This is a genomic window from Pseudomonas sp. S04 (assembly GCF_009834545.1).
GTDB lineage: Bacteria > Pseudomonadota > Gammaproteobacteria > Pseudomonadales > Pseudomonadaceae > Aquipseudomonas.
On record NZ_CP019427.1, the window covers coordinates 4,317,239 to 4,334,363 of the forward strand.

General features: G+C 63.0%; 15 protein-coding genes and 1 tRNA gene. 8 read left to right on the plus strand and 8 right to left on the minus strand.

Features of this window, described 5'->3' with window-relative positions:
- Window positions 1–51: 51 nt before the first annotated feature.
- The 6 genes from PspS04_RS18980 to PspS04_RS19005 all read right to left on the minus strand — a co-directional run bounded on the left by PspS04_RS18980 (window position 52) and on the right by PspS04_RS19005 (window position 6,291).
- Window positions 52–1,380, minus strand: coding sequence for an OprD family porin (locus PspS04_RS18980; protein ID WP_095165558.1), 1,329 nt, complete (start codon window positions 1,378–1,380; stop codon window positions 52–54).
- Window positions 1,381–1,487: 107 nt separating this feature from the next.
- Entirely contained in the window at window positions 1,488–1,883 is a 396-nt protein-coding gene (locus PspS04_RS18985) for a PPC domain-containing DNA-binding protein (RefSeq protein WP_159997157.1), read from the minus strand.
- Window positions 1,880–2,431, minus strand: a complete 552-nt coding sequence (locus PspS04_RS18990; RefSeq protein ID WP_095165562.1) for a hypothetical protein — start codon at window positions 2,429–2,431, stop codon at window positions 1,880–1,882. Before PspS04_RS18990 ends, PspS04_RS18985 begins: the two co-directional genes overlap by 4 nt.
- Entirely contained in the window at window positions 2,431–4,008 is a 1,578-nt protein-coding gene (locus PspS04_RS18995; protein WP_159997159.1) for an acyl-CoA synthetase, read from the minus strand. Before PspS04_RS18995 ends, PspS04_RS18990 begins: the two co-directional genes overlap by 1 nt.
- A complete protein-coding gene (locus tag PspS04_RS19000; protein WP_159997161.1) occupies window positions 4,005–5,174 on the minus strand; it encodes an acetyl-CoA acetyltransferase in 1,170 nt (389 codons plus the stop codon). The genes PspS04_RS18995 and PspS04_RS19000 overlap by 4 nt, the downstream gene beginning before the upstream one ends.
- 208 nt (window positions 5,175–5,382) lie before the next feature.
- Complete coding sequence (locus tag PspS04_RS19005; protein WP_095165568.1) at window positions 5,383–6,291, minus strand: LysR family transcriptional regulator; 909 nt, start codon at window positions 6,289–6,291, stop codon at window positions 5,383–5,385.
- Between the two features lie 152 nt (window positions 6,292–6,443).
- Between PspS04_RS19005 and PspS04_RS19010 the strand changes: the two genes are divergently transcribed.
- Window positions 6,444–7,514, plus strand: a complete 1,071-nt coding sequence (locus PspS04_RS19010) for a sigma-54-dependent Fis family transcriptional regulator (RefSeq protein ID WP_159997163.1) — start codon at window positions 6,444–6,446, stop codon at window positions 7,512–7,514.
- Window positions 7,515–7,602: 88 nt separating this feature from the next.
- Window positions 7,603–8,385, plus strand: a complete 783-nt coding sequence (locus PspS04_RS19015) for an SDR family NAD(P)-dependent oxidoreductase (RefSeq protein ID WP_159997165.1) — start codon at window positions 7,603–7,605, stop codon at window positions 8,383–8,385.
- 114 nt (window positions 8,386–8,499) lie between these two features.
- Here the strand turns inward: PspS04_RS19015 and PspS04_RS19020 are convergent.
- Window positions 8,500–8,589 (minus strand) — tRNA-Ser (locus PspS04_RS19020).
- 308 nt (window positions 8,590–8,897) lie between these two features.
- On the opposite strand from PspS04_RS19020, the gene PspS04_RS19025 reads away from it, so the two are divergent.
- From PspS04_RS19025 to PspS04_RS19035, 3 genes are all read left to right on the plus strand, one after another.
- The gene (locus PspS04_RS19025) at window positions 8,898–9,587 is read left to right on the plus strand and encodes a crotonase/enoyl-CoA hydratase family protein (RefSeq protein ID WP_095165585.1); all 690 of its coding nucleotides are present in this window, start codon (window positions 8,898–8,900) and stop codon (window positions 9,585–9,587) included.
- 301 nt (window positions 9,588–9,888) lie between these two features.
- Complete coding sequence (locus tag PspS04_RS19030; RefSeq protein WP_159997166.1) at window positions 9,889–10,611, plus strand: 1-acylglycerol-3-phosphate O-acyltransferase; 723 nt, start codon at window positions 9,889–9,891, stop codon at window positions 10,609–10,611.
- Between the two features lie 105 nt (window positions 10,612–10,716).
- Window positions 10,717–11,688, plus strand: coding sequence for a magnesium and cobalt transport protein CorA (locus PspS04_RS19035; protein ID WP_095165592.1), 972 nt, complete (start codon window positions 10,717–10,719; stop codon window positions 11,686–11,688).
- 21 nt (window positions 11,689–11,709) lie between these two features.
- On the opposite strand, the gene PspS04_RS19040 is transcribed toward PspS04_RS19035, so the two are convergent.
- On the minus strand, window positions 11,710–12,240 hold the full coding sequence (locus tag PspS04_RS19040) for a sigma-70 family RNA polymerase sigma factor (RefSeq protein WP_256585398.1): 531 nt from the start codon (window positions 12,238–12,240) through the stop codon (window positions 11,710–11,712).
- Between the two features lie 273 nt (window positions 12,241–12,513).
- On the opposite strand from PspS04_RS19040, the gene PspS04_RS19045 reads away from it, so the two are divergent.
- Genes PspS04_RS19045 through PspS04_RS19055 form a run of 3 tightly spaced genes read left to right on the plus strand, consistent with a single transcriptional unit; the run spans window position 12,514 to window position 17,059 of the window.
- Window positions 12,514–13,692 carry an efflux RND transporter periplasmic adaptor subunit gene (locus tag PspS04_RS19045; protein WP_159997168.1) on the plus strand — a complete coding sequence of 393 codons (1,179 nt, stop codon included), beginning with the start codon at window positions 12,514–12,516 and terminating at the stop codon, window positions 13,690–13,692.
- Complete coding sequence (locus PspS04_RS19050) at window positions 13,693–15,666, plus strand: MacB family efflux pump subunit (RefSeq protein ID WP_159997170.1); 1,974 nt, start codon at window positions 13,693–13,695, stop codon at window positions 15,664–15,666.
- A 7-nt stretch (window positions 15,667–15,673) separates the two neighbouring features.
- On the plus strand, window positions 15,674–17,059 hold the full coding sequence (locus PspS04_RS19055) for an efflux transporter outer membrane subunit (RefSeq protein WP_159997172.1): 1,386 nt from the start codon (window positions 15,674–15,676) through the stop codon (window positions 17,057–17,059).
- Window positions 17,060–17,125: the final 66 nt, after the last annotated feature.

The window sequence follows — 17,125 nt, forward strand, 5'->3', positions numbered from 1 at the left end:
CAACCCTGCCGCCAACGGACAAGGGGCCCTGTTCAAGCGACCCCCACGGGATCAGAACAACGCCAGGGTGTAGTTGACCGACACGCGGTTCTGGTCCTGGGAATACTCGCTGGGTACGCCGCTGCGCATCGTGCCGTTACGCCAGCTGAACCCGACGCCCTTGAAGGTGCCGCTCTGCACCACGTAATCCAGCGCCAGGTCACGCTCCCACTCTTTCTCGTCGGACCCGCTCGCCATGCGGATATGGGTGCCCTTGAGGTAGGTGACCGACGCCACCAGCCCTGGCACACCCAAGGAGGCGAAGTTGTAGCCGTATTGGCCGAAAGCCGTGCGCTCGCCGGCCCGGGTGAAGCTGGTGATCAAGCGGTCGGTGAACAGGTAGATGCTGCTGCCGGCCGCACCTTCGTTGGTATTGCCCTGGTTGGCCTGGACAAAATTGCCGCTGTCGGAGACGTTCTGGTAACCGAGCAGGAAGGAGTTGCCACCCAGGGCGTAGGTGAACATCGCGCTCCAGGTGTCGTTGTCGATTTTGCCGGGGGTGTCCCCCAGGCCACTGACCCGGTACCCGGCAGCCCGACCCGAGGCAGTGTCGTTGCGGCCATCGGCGTCGGTCTTGAAGTAACGCAGGTCGGTGGTCAGCGACTGGCCTTCGCCCAAAGGCAGCACATGCACCAGGCCGCCGAAATGCTGCACGTAGTAGTCTTCCAACTGGGCTGCGTAGTATTGCAGGGTCAGTTGTTTGCTCAGCTTGTAGTCGGCGCCGGCAAACAGGAACTCATTGCTTTGCTGGGTGCCACCAGCAACCGCGAGCCCCGAACTGTTGGTCGAACCACGGCCAGTCGCGTGTTCCAGGCGACCACCGAGCAGGGTCAGGTTGTCCACTTCCTTGGAGGTGATCATGCCGCCCTCGAAGGTTTGCGGCAGCACGCGACCATCGTTGGCCACCAGGATCGGCAACTTCGGCTGCAGGGTCCCGTAGCGGGCCTCGGTCTGGGAAAAACGCACCTTGCCGGTCAGGCCCAGTCGGCTCCAATCGTCCACGGCGCTGCCATCGCTCTCATCCGGAATCATCGAGCTGCCACGGTGATTGCCTTTGCCGCCATCCAGGCGCACCCCCTGCAAACCGAGCGCGTCGACACCAAAGCCGACGGTGCCGTCGGTGAAGCCTGACTTGTAATCGAGAAAGAAGCCCTGCGCCCATTCGGCGGTCTTGCTTTGCCCGGCGGGACCGGCGCGATCGCGGTAGTCGTTGTTGAAGTAGTAGTTGCGAAACCCCAGGGTGGCCTTGCCGTCCTTGATGAAGTCAGCGTGGGCCAGGGGTGACAGGAGCACCCCGCTGGTGGCGAGTAAAGACAGGCGAACGAAAGGATTTATTGTCATTTTTGTTTCTCCTAATGGGTGCGGTCGACAATCCGGGGCGCGGGGCATGAAAGAGCCCGCGGCACCTGGCTTCGACTTTCTTGTTATGGCTATGGCGGGTGAAAGCGTCAGTCGGGCAGCCACTCTTGCAGCGTCAGCTCGACCGTGATGAAGGTGAGGTTTTTGCCGCGTTCCAGGCGGCCGGCGTACAGCTTGCCATCGGCATCGGCAACCACCGCCTGCAGGCGACTTGCACCGCTGAGGATTTCGCCGCTGACGCTAAGGATTTCCACCCCAGGTCCCGGGACGTGGATCTGGATCATGCCCTCGCGACCCAGGTAGCTGAGTTGCCCGTCAATCAGGCTGCCCAAGCCACCGCGAACCACCGCCAAATCAATGCCGTGCTCTTTGCACAGGGCCTCGGCGCTGTCGATAAGGTCTTCGTTGGGCTTGAGGCGGGCGATCACCAGACGGCCCAGGCGGCCGTCCTGGACCAGCGATTCTTCGGTTACGGCAACGCTCATGACAGCTCCTTGCGGACAGGATGCAGCAGGTTGAAATGGGTTTCTGCGTCAGGCTGTACCTGGTAGGCAACCTGGTCGAACAGGCACAGGCGAATCGTCAGTGGCTCGCTGCCGACAATCAGTTTGTCCAGCACCAGATGCCCGCCGTGCTGCTCGCCATCGCGGTCCAGAAAACCGGCATGGCAATGCAACAACGGCGCGCCCCGGGCGTCGCGCCCCACGGTGATGGCGCCGCTGATAAAGGTGATGTAGCCGTCCAGGACCACCGGCTGGCCGTAGTCATACGGACGCTCGGGCTGGTCGGTGACGATCATCCGGTGATAGCTCAGGTGTGCGGCACCGCCACACAGGATGCGCCCCACGGCGCTGCCGTAACGTCGACCTTCAAGCGCCTTGAGCACGCCTGCCGCGACGTTGCTCGCCAGGGGCAGGACGATGCGCAGCTCTTCGCAGCACGGTACTTCCAGGTCCAGCAGTCGCGGTGCCAGGGACGGCCCCTCGTGAATAAACGTGCGTACTCCGGCACGCTCAGCGAAATGCGGCGTCATCAGGCCACCTCCTGGCGTTCTTCGAGCAACGCGCGGATCTGCTTCTTGACGATCTTGCCGTAGCCCGACTTGGGCATTTCCTCCCAGCGGACAAAACGCTTGGGCCATTTGTAGCGGGCGATTCGCGGCTCCAGATGGGCCAGCAGTTGTTCGTCGCTGACCTCGCCGGTGGTGACGATCACGGCGTAGCCGGACTCGCCCCACTTCACGTCGGGCATGCCCAGTACGGCGGCTTCGGTCACCGCCGGATGGCTGAGCAGGGCCTCTTCGATCTCCCGCGGGTACACGTTGGAACCACCGGAAATGTACATATCCGAAGCCCGCCCGGTGATGAACAGATAGCCGTGTTCATCCACATGACCAAGGTCGCCGGTGTGGAACCAGCCGAACTTGAAACAGCTCTCGTTGGCCTGGGGGTTGTTGTAGTAGCCGCTGAACACCGCCGGTCCACGTACGCAGATTTCACCGTCGACTCCCGTGTCCAGTTCGTTGCCGGCCTCATCGAGAATCGCCACCTGCATGCCGGTGCGCGGGTAACCGCAGCTACCGACCTTGGCATTCGGCGAGTCCTCGTTGTCGTGGCAATCGGCAGGCAGCACGGTGATGTTGCCCGTCACTTCACCCAGGCCGTAGTACTGCACCAGGACCTTGCCCAACTTGTCCAGGGCATGGCGCTGGTCGGCGCGATACATCGGCGCGCCCGCGTAGATCAGGTGGCGCAGGCTGCTGTGGTCGTAGCGGTCGACGGCCTCGCTTTCGGTGAGCATCTTGACGATGGTCGGCACGGTGAACAGGTTGTCCACGCGGTATTCCTGCACCAGGCGCCAGGCTTCGTCACAGTCCAGCTTGTCGCTGGCCGGCAGGATGCAGGCAGCGCCCCGGGCGACGTTGACCAACGCATGGATGCCCGCACCGTGGGACAGCGGGGCCAGGACCAGCGAACGCGAATGCTGATTCAGGCCCGGCATCAGGTCGGCGATATGGTTGGTGATGACAAACGCCATCTGGCCGTGGGTCAGCACCCCGGCCTTGGGATGGCCAGTGGTGCCCGAGGTGTAGAAGAACCACAGCGGGTCGTGGTACTTCACTTCGGCCGCACGGAAGCTGGCCTGCAGCGCGCTGCCCTCCTCCAGCAATTGCTCGTAGCCCAGTTCGCCGGCACGCGGCTGACCGATGGCGATCACCTGTTGCAGGCTCGGCGATACCGCACGCACGGCGTCGACATAATGCTCCAGGCCTTCGTCATACAGCATCGCTACCGCGCCGCTGGAGCTGCCCAGGTAGGCCGCTTCCGCCGGGGTGATCCGCACGTTGGTCGGCACCCACACGGCGCCAAGGCGGAACGCGACCCAGGCACTTTCGAACAGCGGCAGGTTGTTGCGCGAATGCACCAGCAGCTTGTCGCCTTTACCCAGGCCGCGCGCGCGCAAGGCCGCAGCAACACTGTCGACCCGCCTGGAAATTTCTTGCCAGGAATGCTCACGACCGTCACGAATGAAACCCGGTGCATCCGGATAGCGACGCGCGACCTGGTTGAGCATTTCCCCCAGATTCATCACGTTGTCGATGCCCATCATTGCGCGCGCTCCAGGATGCTCACGTAGTTGGTCACTGCCGCACCGCCCATGTTGAAGACCCCGGCGCGATCGGCCTTGGGCAACTGCATGTCGCCGGCCTGGCCGCAGAGCTGCATGGCCGCCATCACGTGCATCGACACGCCGGTGGCACCGATGGGATGGCCCTTGGACTTGAGGCCGCCCGAGGGGTTGATCGGCAGGCGCCCGTCCTTGCGGCTGATGCCCTCGGCGATGACGCGCGCACCTTGACCCCGCTCGGCCAGGCCCATGGCTTCGTACTCCAGCAACTCGGCGATGGTGAAGCAGTCGTGGGTCTCGACCAGCGACAGGTCGGCCAGGCTCAACTCGGCCCGCTGCAGGGCCTGTTGCCAGGCGCGGGCGGCGCCTTCGAAGTAGGTGGGGTCGCGCTTGGACAGCGGCATGTAGTCGTTGACTTGCACCGCGGCACGGAAACGCACGGCATGGCGGCGCTCACCTATCAGGTCCTCGCGGCTGATCACCAGGGCGGCCGCGCCATCGGTGATCAACGAGCAGTCGGTGCGTTTCAGTGGCCCGGCCACGAACGGGTTTTTTTCCGATGGCTGACGGCAGAACTCATAACCGAAATCTCGTCGCATGTGGGCGTACGGGTTGAGCACACCGTTGGCGTGGTTCTTGGCCGCGATCATTGCCAGCGCATCGGACTGGTCGCCGTAACGCTCGAAGTAGCTTTGTGCGATGTTGCCGAACACCCCGGCAAAGCCGCCCTCGATGTCGGCTTCTTCCTTGGCGTAGCAGCACTTGAGCAGGATCTTGCCCACCTCGGCGGTGGGCAGGGTATTCATCTTCTCGAAGCCCACTACCAGTGCGTGTTGGCTTTGGCCACTGAGGACGGCTTGCAGCGCCGAGTGGATCGCAGCGGAGCCGGTGGCACAGGCATTCTCCAGCCGAACCGAGGGCGTGAAGCGCAGCGCCTCAATGTGGTTGGCCAACAGGGACGAGGGAAAGTCCTGATACACAAAGCCGGCATTGAAGTGGCCAATGTGGATGGAGTCGATCTGCTGCGGCGCGATGTCGGCATGCGCCAATGCGCCAACGGCGGCCTCGGCCATCATCATCTCGGGATCGAGTTGGTCGAACTTACCGAATGGGGAGTGATACCAGCCTGTGATAACGGGCGATCGCATAAGGGGTTCCTTGCATGAATGGTGTTTGCAAGGGCGATAGCAAGAGCGGTGCCAAGGCTTGGCAAGGCCAGCACAGGCCTTATGGGACGGGGTTTTGCGCGATAGAGGTCAGGTCCAGGCAGCTGTCGCCTGGACAGGGGTGGGAGACACTTGGGGAGACACGTGTCGCTTCAGTTGTATCGTCTGGGCCAGCCGATTTTTCCGCAGCTCACCCCGCTTGCGCCTCGCGAGTCACTTGCAGGCAAGCGTGCTCTGCGCTGTCGATGAAGGTGGCGATGCAGGGGTTGTGATTGTCGGCCTTCCACACCGCGACCACCTCGATGACCGGGGCATCGCGCAACGGTTTGAAGGTGGTGGTGGCCAGGCGCATGTTGCACATCGAGCGCGGCACGATCGCGATTCCCAAGCCTTCGCCCACCAGGTTGACGATGGTTTGCTGCATGTTGATTTCCAGCCCGATGTTCGGGGTGACACCGTGCTGCAGGCAGTAGTTGAAGATCATGTCGTGCAAGGCGGGAGCGATCCGTCGCGGCACGATGATGAAGGTTTCTCCCGCCAGCTCCCGAGGGTCGATCAGCGCCTGCTCGAGGAGCCGATGGCCCGGCGGCAGGACCACGGTCATTTCTTCGCGAAACAGGGTCACGGTTTCCAGCCCGGAGCAGTCCTGCGGGCGGTACATGATCGCCACGTCCTTGTTTCCGCTGCTGATGTCCTGGGCCAGGTCCAGGGGCAAGGTCTCGGTCAGCTTCAGGCTGACCTGGGGAAACTGCGCAGCGTAGCGCCGGGTAATCGCCGGCGTAACGCTGTAGGCCGTCGACATCATGAACCCCACCGACAACTCGCCCGCCGCCCCCCGCGCTGCGGCCAAGGCATTGCGCTTGGCCTGCTCGAACGCGGCAAACACCGTGCCGGTGTCCAGGTAAAAACGCTGGCCGGCTTCGGTGAGCTCCACCCGTCGCCGGGAACGATCAAACAGCCTGACCCCCAGTTCGTCTTCCAGCAAGGCGATCTGCCGTGACAGCGGCGGCTGCGAGATATGCAGGCGTTCGGCGGCACGACCGAAGTGCAGGGTTTCTGCCAGGGTGCGGAAATATTGCAGATGGCGGAGCTCAATCATGATGCTCTCAAAGGTATCAATAGATGATTTATTATGGATTGGAAAATATAAGTGTGCCTCGTTATTGTCATTCAACGCCATATCGACGGCTGCATCACAAGTGCGGTGAGTCGACATAGTCACGAGCTATACAATAATAAAAGGTGACGCTGATGCCTTCTGTACACGAAAACCCTTCGTTTACCCGAGCCCACACAACCTCCGCCTACCCTGAATGCGATATTGCCCACGACTCCGACCCCTACGTGCGCCAGGCCTTTCGCCGTGCACTGCGGCTCATGGAGCGCGGCATCGCGGTGCTGATCCAGGGCGAGACCGGGACTGGCAAAGAGGTCCTCGCCCGTGCACTGCACGAGCACAGTCAGCGCCACGCCGCGCAACTGGTCGCCCTCAACTGCGCCTCAATCCCCGAAACCCTGATCGAAAGCGAACTGTTCGGCTATGCCCGCGGTGCTTTCTCCGGTGCCCTGCCCGGCGGCAAGAAAGGCAAAGTGGCCCAGGCCGACGGCGGCACCTTGTTTCTTGATGAAATCGGCGACATGCCCTTCGAACAGCAGACCCGCCTACTGCGGGTCATCGCCGAACGCGAGATCACCCCGCTGGGTGCCGAACGCAGCGTGCCAGTGAACTTCGCCTTGATCTGCGCGACCCACCAATCACTGTCCGACCTGGTGGAAAACGGCCGCTTTCGCGAAGACTTGTTCTATCGCATTGCTACCGGCGTGGTGCAATTGCCGCCCCTGCGTGAGCGCACTGATCGGGCCGAACTGGTGTGCAGCATGGTCGCCAACGAATTGCCCGGTTGCGACCCACGCCAGGTGATCAGTGCCGATGTCTGGCCCCTGCTGCTCGGCCATGCGTGGCCCGGCAACCTGCGGCAGATGCGCGCGGTTATCCGCTACGCCTGCGCGGTCAAGGAAGGCGCGCGCATCCAGCGCTGTGACCTGCCCGCTGACTTCCTCGCCCAAGCCGGTGGTCAGCCTGGGCTGCCGGTCCGCGCCCAGGTGCAGAACGTCACGCCGATTCGCCCGAGCAGGCCCACCGCCGCGCCCATGGGTGAGCGCGAGGACGTCCTCGGCGTACTCATCGACTGCCGCTGGAACATGACTGCGGCGGCCCGCGCGCTGGGCATCTGCCGACCCTCGCTGTATCGCGTCCTGCGGCGGCTGGACATCGCGCCGCTGAAGAACCAGTTGGCGCTGGGCAGCTTCGCCCCTTCCTGACGGTTTACCCCCTGCTGTCCATCGAAAAGCCGGCCACTTCCCGTGTATCGGGAAGGCCGACCTGCGTCCAGATCAAGGAATAACAATAATGAATGCCTCAGCCAATTTTGCGCCGATCAGTTTTTCTCTCAAGGGCCGTAACGCACTGGTGACCGGCGCCGCACGCGGCATCGGCTATGCCATCGCCGTGGCCCTGGGCCAATGCGGCGCGCGGGTCGCCATCTGCGACCTCGACCACGACGCCGCAGAACGGGCAGCCGCCCAGCTGGGTGAGTTGGGCATCGATGCCATCGGCCTGGGCGTCGACGTTGCCGATGAGCAACAGGTGCAGGCAATGGTCAGCCAGGTGGGCCTGGCGTTGGGCAGCATCGACATCCTGGTCAACAATGCCGGCATCGTCTCGACCTTGCCCCTGCTAGAAGTCAGCGCGGCAGAATGGAAGCGCGTCATGGCAATCGACCTCAACAGCGTTTTCTACTGCGCCAAAGCCGTACTCCCCGGCATGATGGCCCGCCGCTGCGGACGCATCATCAACATCGCCTCCGTCGCCGGCAAACGCGGCGGCGGCCTGCTGGGCAACAGTTGTTATGCCGCCGCCAAAGGCGGCGTAATCGCCCTGACCAAGGGCCTGGCCCGCGAGGCCGGCCCCTTCAACATCACCGCCAACGCCGTCTCCCCCGCCCTGACTGAAACCGACATGACCAGCACCCTGAGCAGCGAAGCACGGGCCAAAGTACTGGCAGACATGCCACTGGGACGCGCCGGAACCCCCCGCGACATCGCCGCCGCCGTGTGCTTCCTGGCATCGGATGCGGCGAGTTTTGTGACTGGGGAAATTATGGATGTGGATGGGGGGTATATGCGGGATTAGGAGAAGGCCTGCTCGCACGGCCATTGGTGCTGCGCGATCGCCTTTTTCCAGACGCCAAAAACCACAAACCCCCGACTTTCTCTAGGAAAATCGGGGGTTTGTGTTTGTAGAATGTGGCGGTGAAGGAGAGATTCGAACTCTCGATACAGTTTCCTGTATACACACTTTCCAGGCGTGCTCCTTAAGCCACTCGGACACTTCACCGTATCTCTTCAAACAAGTTCTGTCTGTCGAGGCGCGCTAATGTAGTCGAAAGCTTTTCTGATGGCAAACATTTTTTTCAGAATTTTCATGCGCTTAAGAGATTTGTTCGGGTATGCGGTTTTGTGGGCAGGGCAAACCGGCCATTCTCCGGCCCGGGCCGCGCTTCTATATAGAGGGGAATGCCGGGCGGCCGTGGCCGGCCATGCCTGGCGGAGCCGGTTTGGCTGACTGGCCGGTCAGTCATGGCGCTTTACCTGGCCGACGGCCATGGGTAACGTCTGCTGCACTTCAATACAAGGAATAGCGTCATGAGTGAGTTGATTTCCTACCACCTCGAAGACGGTATCGCGACCCTGACCTTGAGCAATGGCAAGGTCAATGCCATCTCCCCGGACGTGATCGCCGCGTTTAATGCTGCGCTGGACCAGGCCGTGACGGATCGGGCGGTGGTGATCATCACTGGCCAGCCGGGCATTCTCTCCGGCGGTTATGACCTGAAGGTGATGACGGCGGGTCCCAAGGAAGCCGTGAGCCTGGTGACTGCCGGTTCTACCCTCGCCCGCCGCCTGCTGGCCCACCCGTTCCCGGTGATCGTTGCGTGCCCTGGGCATGCGGTGGCCAAGGGCGCGTTCATTCTGTTGTCGGCTGACTACCGGATCGGGGTCGAGGGGCCGTTCAGCATTGGCCTGAATGAAGTGCAGATCGGCATGACCATGCACCACGCCGGTATCGAACTGGCCCGTGATCGCCTGCGCAAGTCGGCGTTCCACCGTTCGGTGATCAATGGCGAGATGTTCGACCCGCAAGGCGCGGTGGATGCCGGCTTCCTCGACAAGGTGGTAGCGGCCGAGGAGCTGCAAAGTGCTGCACTGGCGGCGGCCCGCCAGTTGAAGAAGATCAACATGACTGCCCACAAGAACACCAAACTCAAGGTTCGCAAGGGCTTGCTGGATGCGCTGGACAGCGCAATCGTCCAGGACCAGGCTCACCTGGTTTAACGTCAGGCCCTGCACTTGCTCGCGATGGACTAAAAAACAACGCGTTTTCCAGGTTTCACGCGTCATCGTTTACGTCCATCGCGAGCGCGCTCGCTCCTACAATGTTCGGCGTTGTCGCCAAGCATTGGGGTTTTTCCTACATCGGCAACCGAAAAGCGCTTAAACGCTCTAGCCCGCATCCATCAGCAGATGTTGGAAACATGCGCTTAAACATCGGCCATCTCCTACCTATATAGCGGCAATTGCCGAAAACAGTGCACATCCGTACACTGCGCCACCTTTTGCTCCGGTGGGCCTGTAGATGCTGTATCTGTTTCGTATGTTGTTGATGGGCCTGCATTTTGTTTTGGCGGGTGTGCTGGGTGTGTTGCTTGGGCTGTGCCGGCCGTTCAATCCGGATAACAGCCGATTGTGCGCCCGCCTCTATGCCTGGCCGGCGATGTGCATCCTGCGCCTGCGGGTCAAGACCGACGTCGACTCGCTGACCCACAAAAAGCAAAGCTGCGTGGTGATTGCCAACCACCAGTCCAACTACGACTTGTTTGTGCTCGGCAACGTGGTGCCCCACCGCACCGTGTGCATCGGCAAGAAGAGCCTGAAATGGGTGCCGCTGTTCGGGCAACTGTTCTGGCTGGCCGGCAATGTGCTGATCGACCGCGGCAATGCTCACAAGGCCCGCCAGTCGATGCTCACCACCACCCACACCTTGCAGCACAAGGACACCTCGATCTGGGTGTTCCCCGAGGGCACGCGTAACCTGGGCAAGGAGTTGCTGCCGTTCAAGAAGGGCGCGTTCCAGATGGCGATTGCCGCCGGCGTGCCGATCGTGCAGGTGTGCGTCAGCAACTACATCAACCACATGCGCCTCAATCGCTGGAACAGCGGCCAGATCCTGATCCGCTCGCTGCCGCCGATCCCTACCGCTGGCCTGACCCTGGATGACATGCCGCAACTGATCGCGCAGTGCCGCGAGCAGATGCGTGAATGCATCGAGGCCATGGACCACCAACTGCAAGCCGCCTGATCGCCGAGCCCGCGCTCCGGTTTACCCTCGCCCCGACCTCCACAAGCAGGCTAAGCTGCACCCTGCTTGTCACTGCCATCGGCGAAGAAGAAGTGAATCGGAATTATGGGTAGAGTCGTTGCGGCCGCGGTCTACAGCGCCGGCAAGAAAGTCACCAATATCACCCTGGATGAAGGCGCGGCCTGGGCGGCAAAACCCGGCCACTTCGTCTGGATCGGCCTCGAAGAGCCGAGTGCGCTGGAGCTGGCCAACCTGCAACGCCAGTTCAACCTGCACGAACTGGCCATCGAAGACGCCCTGGAAAAACATAGCCGGCCCAAGCTCGAGACCTTCGGTGACGCGCTGTTCATCGTGACCTACTCACCGGTGCGCGAGAACGGCGTGCTGGAGTTCATCGAGACTCACATCTTTGCCGGCACGGGCTACATCATCACCTGCCGTAACGGCCACTCGGCCTCCTATGCTCATGTACGCCAGCGCTGCGAGGCGCGCCCGCTGCTGCTGGAGCATGGCGAAGACTTCGTGCTGTATGCCCTGCTCGACTTCGTGATTGAAAACTACCAGCCGGTGGGCGAAGCGATTCACGGCGAAATCGACGCGCTGGAACACAACGTGCTGAACAGCGCCCTGAACGAGCGCGATATCCAGAACCTGCATGGCCTGCGTCGCGACGTGTTGCGCCTGCGTCGCTACGCCGCGCCCATGGTGGAGATCAGCGAAGAGCTGCAGAAGCTCAAGTTCCCGTTTATCGACAAGAACATGCGCCCCTACTTTCGGGACGTGCAGATTCATGTCACGCGACAAATGGAAGACCTCACCACCCTGCGCGACATTGCCAGCCAGACCATCGAGATCGGGGTGCTGCTGGAGGCGTCACGGCAAAGCGTGGTGCAACGCAAGTTCGCTGCCTGGGCGGCGATCCTGGCGTTTCCGACAGCGGTGGCGGGGATCTACGGGATGAACTTCCAGAACATGCCGGAGCTGACCTGGCACTACGGCTATTTCGCGGTGCTGGGGTTTATCAGCGTGGGTTGCGTCGCGCTGTGGGGCAGCTTTAAACGCTCGGGGTGGTTGTAGCCTGCAGCGAGCGACAACCGCTCAAACCGCATCCCATTGGCGCATGCGCAAGCGGCAATGTTTCATGGCATTGACGATGTGCTTCTCCACCAGGCTGCGGGAAATGCCCAGGTGCTCGGCAATCTCGGGGTGGGACATGCCTTCGAGCTTGCGCAACAGGAAACTCTCGCGGCACAGCGGCGGCAGTTCAGCCAGGGCGCGCTGCAACAGCTCCATGCGCTGCGCTTGCGCGAGACTGTTCTGCGGGGACGGGCTATGGAAGCGTTCTTCGCTGTCGAGCACTTCCAGCGGTTCGGCCGCGCGCGCAACATTGCGCCGATGACCATCGATCACCAGGTTCAGGGCAGTGCGATAGAGGAAGGCGCGCGGCTGTTCGATCGGCGTGTCGCTGGCGCGTTCCAGCACCCTCACGTAGGCGTCATGCACCGCATCTTCGGCCACCTGGCGGTTGCCCAGCTTGGCGTTGAGGAAACGCACCAGCTCGCGATAGTAGTTTTCCAACGTGACTCCCGACCGCTTTGATGAACGGTACCTGTCCTTGAACCTGGCCAACGCCTGAGGAAAACGATGGCGGCACGATGATGGCAAATCTGCGGCGTGTAATTTATAGTAATTCTCATATAGATTTAAAGCACTGCGTCGATTGCGCGGTAAATAATCCCGACGGGCAGCTGTAACCCTTTGTGTCAGCGCCTAAATTTGCCCGTCAATTCATCGTATTAAGGACAGTTCCCCGTAACTGCCGGGATTTCTGGCAGGGCCTGGCTGTGGTCGCGCTGTTTGCGCCAACCGGCAGGGGACGATTTCCATTGATCGGAACCCTGCATGAAACACCCGCGAAAGACCCGCCGTGCCTTGCTTGCAGGCCTTTGCCTGATCCCGGTTATTGCCCTGGCTGCCTGGCAGCTCAACGCCCCCGGCCGGGATCAGTTCGCCACGGTGCAGGTCAGCCGCGGCGACATCGAGAGTAGCGTCACCGCCCTTGGCACCTTGCAGCCACGGCGCTATGTCGACGTCGGCGCCCAGGCCTCGGGACAGATCAAGAACATCCACGTCGAAGTCGGGGATGTGGTCAAGGAAGGTCAACTGCTGGTGGAAATCGACCCCGCGACCCAGAACGCCAAGCTCGATGCCGGGCGTTTCTCCATCGACAACCTCAAGGCCCAACTGCAAGAACAACGCGCCCAGCACGACCTGGCCCGGCAGAAATACCAGCGCCAGCAGAACCTCGCCGCCGGCGGCGCCACCCGTGAAGAGGATGTGCAGACCGCCCACGCCGAACTGCGCGCCACCGAGGCTCGCATCCAGATGTTCCAGGCCCAGATCCGCCAGGCCGAAGCCAGCCTGCGCAGCGATCAGGCCGAGTTGGGCTACACACGGATTTACGCACCGATGGCCGGTACGGTAGTGGCGCTGGATGCCCGAACCGGCCAGACCCTCAACGCGCAGCAGCAGACGCCGTTGATCCTGCGTATCGCCAAACTGTCGCCGATGACCGTCTGGGCCGAGGTCTCGGAGGCTGATATCGGCCACGTCAAACCTGGCATGCAGGCTTACTTCACGACCCTCGCAGGCGGTGCGCGACGCTGGCAAAGCACGGTGCGGCAGATTCTCCCGGTGCCGCCCAAGCCCTTGGACCAGAGTGGCCAGGGCAGCGGTGGTGGCAGCCCGTCCAGCAGCGGTAAAAGCGGCAGCGCGCGGGTGGTGCTGTACACCGTATTGCTCGACGTCGACAACGCCGACAACGCGCTGATGGCGGAGATGACCACCCAGGTGTTTTTTGTCGCCGGTGCGGCGAAAGACGTGCTCACAGCTCCGGTTTCGGCCCTGCAGAACGGCGCCAGGGCCGGCAGCCAGAGTGTGCGGGTGGTTGCCAAGAACGGCAGCATTGAAGCTCGGGAAGTCAGCACCGGCCTCAGCGACCGCTTGCAGGTGCAGATCCTCGATGGCGTGAATGAGGGCGATCACCTGCTGATCGGTCCGGTCGACGGCAACGAGGGTTGAATGCAAACGCCGCTGATCGACCTCAAACACATCCGCAAATCCTACGGCGGCGGTGACGCCCCCGAAGTCCACGTGCTGCGCGGCATCGACCTGTCGATCCATGCCGGCGAGTTCGTGGCGATTGTCGGCGCCTCCGGTTCCGGCAAGTCGACGTTGATGAACATCCTCGGATGCCTCGATCGCCCGAGCGCCGGAGAGTACCGGTTTGCCGGGGAAAACGTCGCGCAACTGGACAGCGACGAACTGGCCTGGCTGCGCCGTGAAGCCTTCGGTTTTGTGTTCCAGGGCTACCACCTGATCCCCTCGGGCTCGGCCCAGGAAAACGTCGAGATGCCGGCGATCTACGCCGGCACCCCGGCCGCCGAACGGCATGCCCGCGCGGCCGCCCTGCTCGCCCGGCTGGGGCTGGCGGAGCGCACCGGCAACCGTCCCCACCAGCTCTCCGGCGGCCAGCAACAGCGGGTGTCGATTGCCCGCGCGTTGATGAACGGCGGCCATATCATCCTCGCCGATGAACCCACCGGCGCCCTCGACAGCCAGAGTGGCGCCGAGGTCATGACCCTGCTCGATGAACTGGCGAGCCAGGGTCACGTGGTGATCCTGATTACCCACGACCGCCAAGTCGCGGCCCGGGCCAAGCGCGTTATCGAAATCCGCGACGGGCTGATCATCAGCGACAGTGCCGCCGACAACCCGCAGGTCCAGCATTCGGCCAACCCCGGTGCCCTGCAGGCCGTCGACCTGCGCCAACGCCTGAGCCAGGGCAGCGCAGCCAGCGGCGCCTGGAAAGGCGAACTGCTGGATGCGGTGCACGCGGCCTGGCGCGTGATGTGGATCAACCGCTTTCGCACCGCCCTGACCCTGCTCGGGATCATCATCGGCGTGGCTTCGGTGGTGGTGATGCTGGCGGTGGGCGAAGGCAGCAAGCGCCAGGTGATGGCGCAGATGGGTGCCTTTGGCTCGAACATCATTTACCTCAGCGGCTCGTCGCCAAACCCGCGCACGCCCCCAGGGGTAGTTACTCTCAGCGACGTCGCGGCCCTGGCCCGCCTGCCGCAAGTCAAGCGCATCATGCCGGTCAATGGCGCCGAAGCCGGGGTGCGCTTTGGCAATGCCGACCACCTGAGCTACGTCGGCGGCAACGACACCAACTTCCCGGCGATCTTCAACTGGCCGGTGGTCGAGGGCAGCTACTTCACCGAGGCCGACGAGCGCAATGCCGCGGCGGTGGCGGTGATCGGCAAGAAGGTCCGCGACAAACTGCTCAAGGACGTCGCCGACCCGATCGGCCAGTACATCCTGATCGAGAACGTGCCGTTCCAGGTGGTCGGTGTGCTGGCGGAAAAAGGCGCCAGCTCCGGTGATCAGGACAGCGACGACCGCATCGCCATCCCCTACTCCGCCGCCAGCGTGCGCCTGTTCGGCACGTACGAGCCGGAGTACATCGCCATTGCCGCCGCCGATGCGCGCAAGGTCAAGGAAGCCGAACAGGCTATCGACCAGTTGATGCGCAAGCTGCACAACGGCAAGAAGGACTACGAGCTGACCAACAACGCCGCGATGATCCAGGCCGAGGCGCGCACGCAGAATACCCTGTCGCTGATGCTCGGCTCGATTGCCGCGATTTCCCTGCTGGTGGGCGGTATCGGAGTGATGAACATCATGCTCATGACCGTGCGCGAACGCACCCGCGAGATCGGCATCCGCATGGCCACCGGCGCCCGGCAACGGGACATCCTGCGCCAGTTCCTGACAGAAGCGGTGATGCTCTCGGTGGTCGGCGGCATTGCCGGGATCGCCCTGGCCCTGCTGGTGGGCGGCGTGCTGATCCTCAGTGAAGTGGCCGTGGCGTTCTCCCTGTTCGCGGTCCTCGGCGCCTTCGGCTGCGCCCTGGTCACCGGCGTTATCTTCGGCTTCATGCCGGCCCGTAAAGCTGCCCGGCTCGACCCGGTCACGGCCCTAACCAGTGAATGATCGACCTATGAAGCCGCCTTTGAGTCTGCTCTGCGCCTGCCTGCTGCTCAGTGCCTGCGGGACCCCCGCCGAGCGCCCGGACAGCGGCATCAGCCCACCGCCTGCCTGGCAATCGCCCGTCAGCGCCAAGCCCGAGAAAAACCGCCAGCAATGGTGGGCCACGTTCGGCAGCCCGGAGCTCGAGAGCCTGATCGCCGAAGCGCAGCTCGGCAGCCATGACCTGGCAGCCGCCGTGGCACGGGTGCGTCAGGCCCAGGCGACGGCGGTGATCGCCGGTGGCCCGTTGCTGCCGGAGGTCAAGGCCGGATTGAATGCCAACCGCCAGAAGCTGCTGCGCGGCAATGGCTACAGCCAGCTGGACGCCGACAGCAGTAACCAGGCGGTGGACTACTTTGACGCCAGCCTCAGCGCCAGCTACGAGATCGACTTCTGGGGTGCCCGGCACGCCGCCCGTGACAGCGCGCTGCAAGGGGTGCGCGCCAGCGAGTTCGATCAGGCAACCGTCGAGCTGACTCTGCTCAGCAGCGTGGCCAACAGTTACAGCCAAAGCCTGTCGCTGGCCGAGCAAAGCCGCATCGCCGAGTTGAACCTGGGCAACGCGCAAAGCGTGTTGAAACTGGTGCAGACCCGCTACGATTCGGGGTCGGCCACAGCCCTGGAGCTGGCCCAGCAAAAGAGCCTGGTCGCGGCCCAACAGCGGCAATTACCGCTGATGCAACAGCAGGCCGCAGAAGCCCGGATCACCCTCGCGGCCCTGCTCGGTCGCCCGGTGCAAGCGCTGCCGCGCAGCCACCTGAACTTCGCCCAAATGAGCTGGCCGAGTATCGCCAGCGGGGTACCCAGCGACCTACTCAGCCGCCGCCCCGACATCGCCCGCGCCGAAGCGCAACTGGCCGCCGCCCAGGCCGACGTCACCGTGGCCCGTGCGGCGCTGCTGCCCAGCGTCACCCTGAGCGCCAATATCGGCTCGGGTGCCGACACCTTCGGCGACCTGCTGCGCAGTCCGTTCTACAACCTCACGGCCGGGCTGGTGGCGCCGATCTTCAACAATGGCCGCCTGAGCGCCGAACGCGACCGCGCCACCGCGCGCCAGCAAGAGCTGCTGGAAAGTTATCGCGGGGCGATCATCAATGGCTTTGCCGACGTCGAAAAAGCCCTCACCAGCATCCGCGGCCTCGATGAGCAACGCCAATGGCAAGGCGAGGAACTGGCCCAGGCCCAGACCGCCTTCGACATCGCCCAGAGCCGCTACCAGGCCGGTGCCGAGGATTTGCTCAGCGTGCTGGAAACCCAACGCACCCTGTTCGCCGCCCAGGACTTGAACGTGCAACTGCGCCTGGCGCGGTTGCAGGCCAGCATTGGCTTGTACAAGGCGCTGGGGGGCAATTGGTGATGACACGGCAGGGCTGCGCGTCTGCATCACCGACCTGATTGTGAAAATTTCGTAAAAAACCTCATC

What these genes read in the sequence shown, in the direction of transcription:
- PspS04_RS19015 (WP_159997165.1), top strand. Translation starts at nt 7,603, where the DNA reads ATGAATGCCTCAGCCAATTTTGCGCCGATCAGTTTTTCTCTCAAGGGC.
- PspS04_RS18990 (WP_095165562.1), bottom strand. Translation starts at nt 2,431, where the DNA reads ATGACGCCGCATTTCGCTGAGCGTGCCGGAGTACGCACGTTTATTCAC.
- PspS04_RS19005 (WP_095165568.1), bottom strand. Translation starts at nt 6,291, where the DNA reads ATGATTGAGCTCCGCCATCTGCAATATTTCCGCACCCTGGCAGAAACC.
- PspS04_RS19035 (WP_095165592.1), top strand. Translation starts at nt 10,717, where the DNA reads ATGGGTAGAGTCGTTGCGGCCGCGGTCTACAGCGCCGGCAAGAAAGTC.
- PspS04_RS19055 (WP_159997172.1), top strand. Translation starts at nt 15,674, where the DNA reads ATGAAGCCGCCTTTGAGTCTGCTCTGCGCCTGCCTGCTGCTCAGTGCC.
- PspS04_RS19010 (WP_159997163.1), top strand. Translation starts at nt 6,444, where the DNA reads ATGCCTTCTGTACACGAAAACCCTTCGTTTACCCGAGCCCACACAACC.
- PspS04_RS19000 (WP_159997161.1), bottom strand. Translation starts at nt 5,174, where the DNA reads ATGCGATCGCCCGTTATCACAGGCTGGTATCACTCCCCATTCGGTAAG.
- PspS04_RS18985 (WP_159997157.1), bottom strand. Translation starts at nt 1,883, where the DNA reads ATGAGCGTTGCCGTAACCGAAGAATCGCTGGTCCAGGACGGCCGCCTG.
- PspS04_RS19045 (WP_159997168.1), top strand. Translation starts at nt 12,514, where the DNA reads ATGAAACACCCGCGAAAGACCCGCCGTGCCTTGCTTGCAGGCCTTTGC.
- PspS04_RS19030 (WP_159997166.1), top strand. Translation starts at nt 9,889, where the DNA reads ATGCTGTATCTGTTTCGTATGTTGTTGATGGGCCTGCATTTTGTTTTG.
- PspS04_RS18980 (WP_095165558.1), bottom strand. Translation starts at nt 1,380, where the DNA reads ATGACAATAAATCCTTTCGTTCGCCTGTCTTTACTCGCCACCAGCGGG.
- PspS04_RS19050 (WP_159997170.1), top strand. Translation starts at nt 13,693, where the DNA reads ATGCAAACGCCGCTGATCGACCTCAAACACATCCGCAAATCCTACGGC.
- PspS04_RS18995 (WP_159997159.1), bottom strand. Translation starts at nt 4,008, where the DNA reads ATGATGGGCATCGACAACGTGATGAATCTGGGGGAAATGCTCAACCAG.
- PspS04_RS19025 (WP_095165585.1), top strand. Translation starts at nt 8,898, where the DNA reads ATGAGTGAGTTGATTTCCTACCACCTCGAAGACGGTATCGCGACCCTG.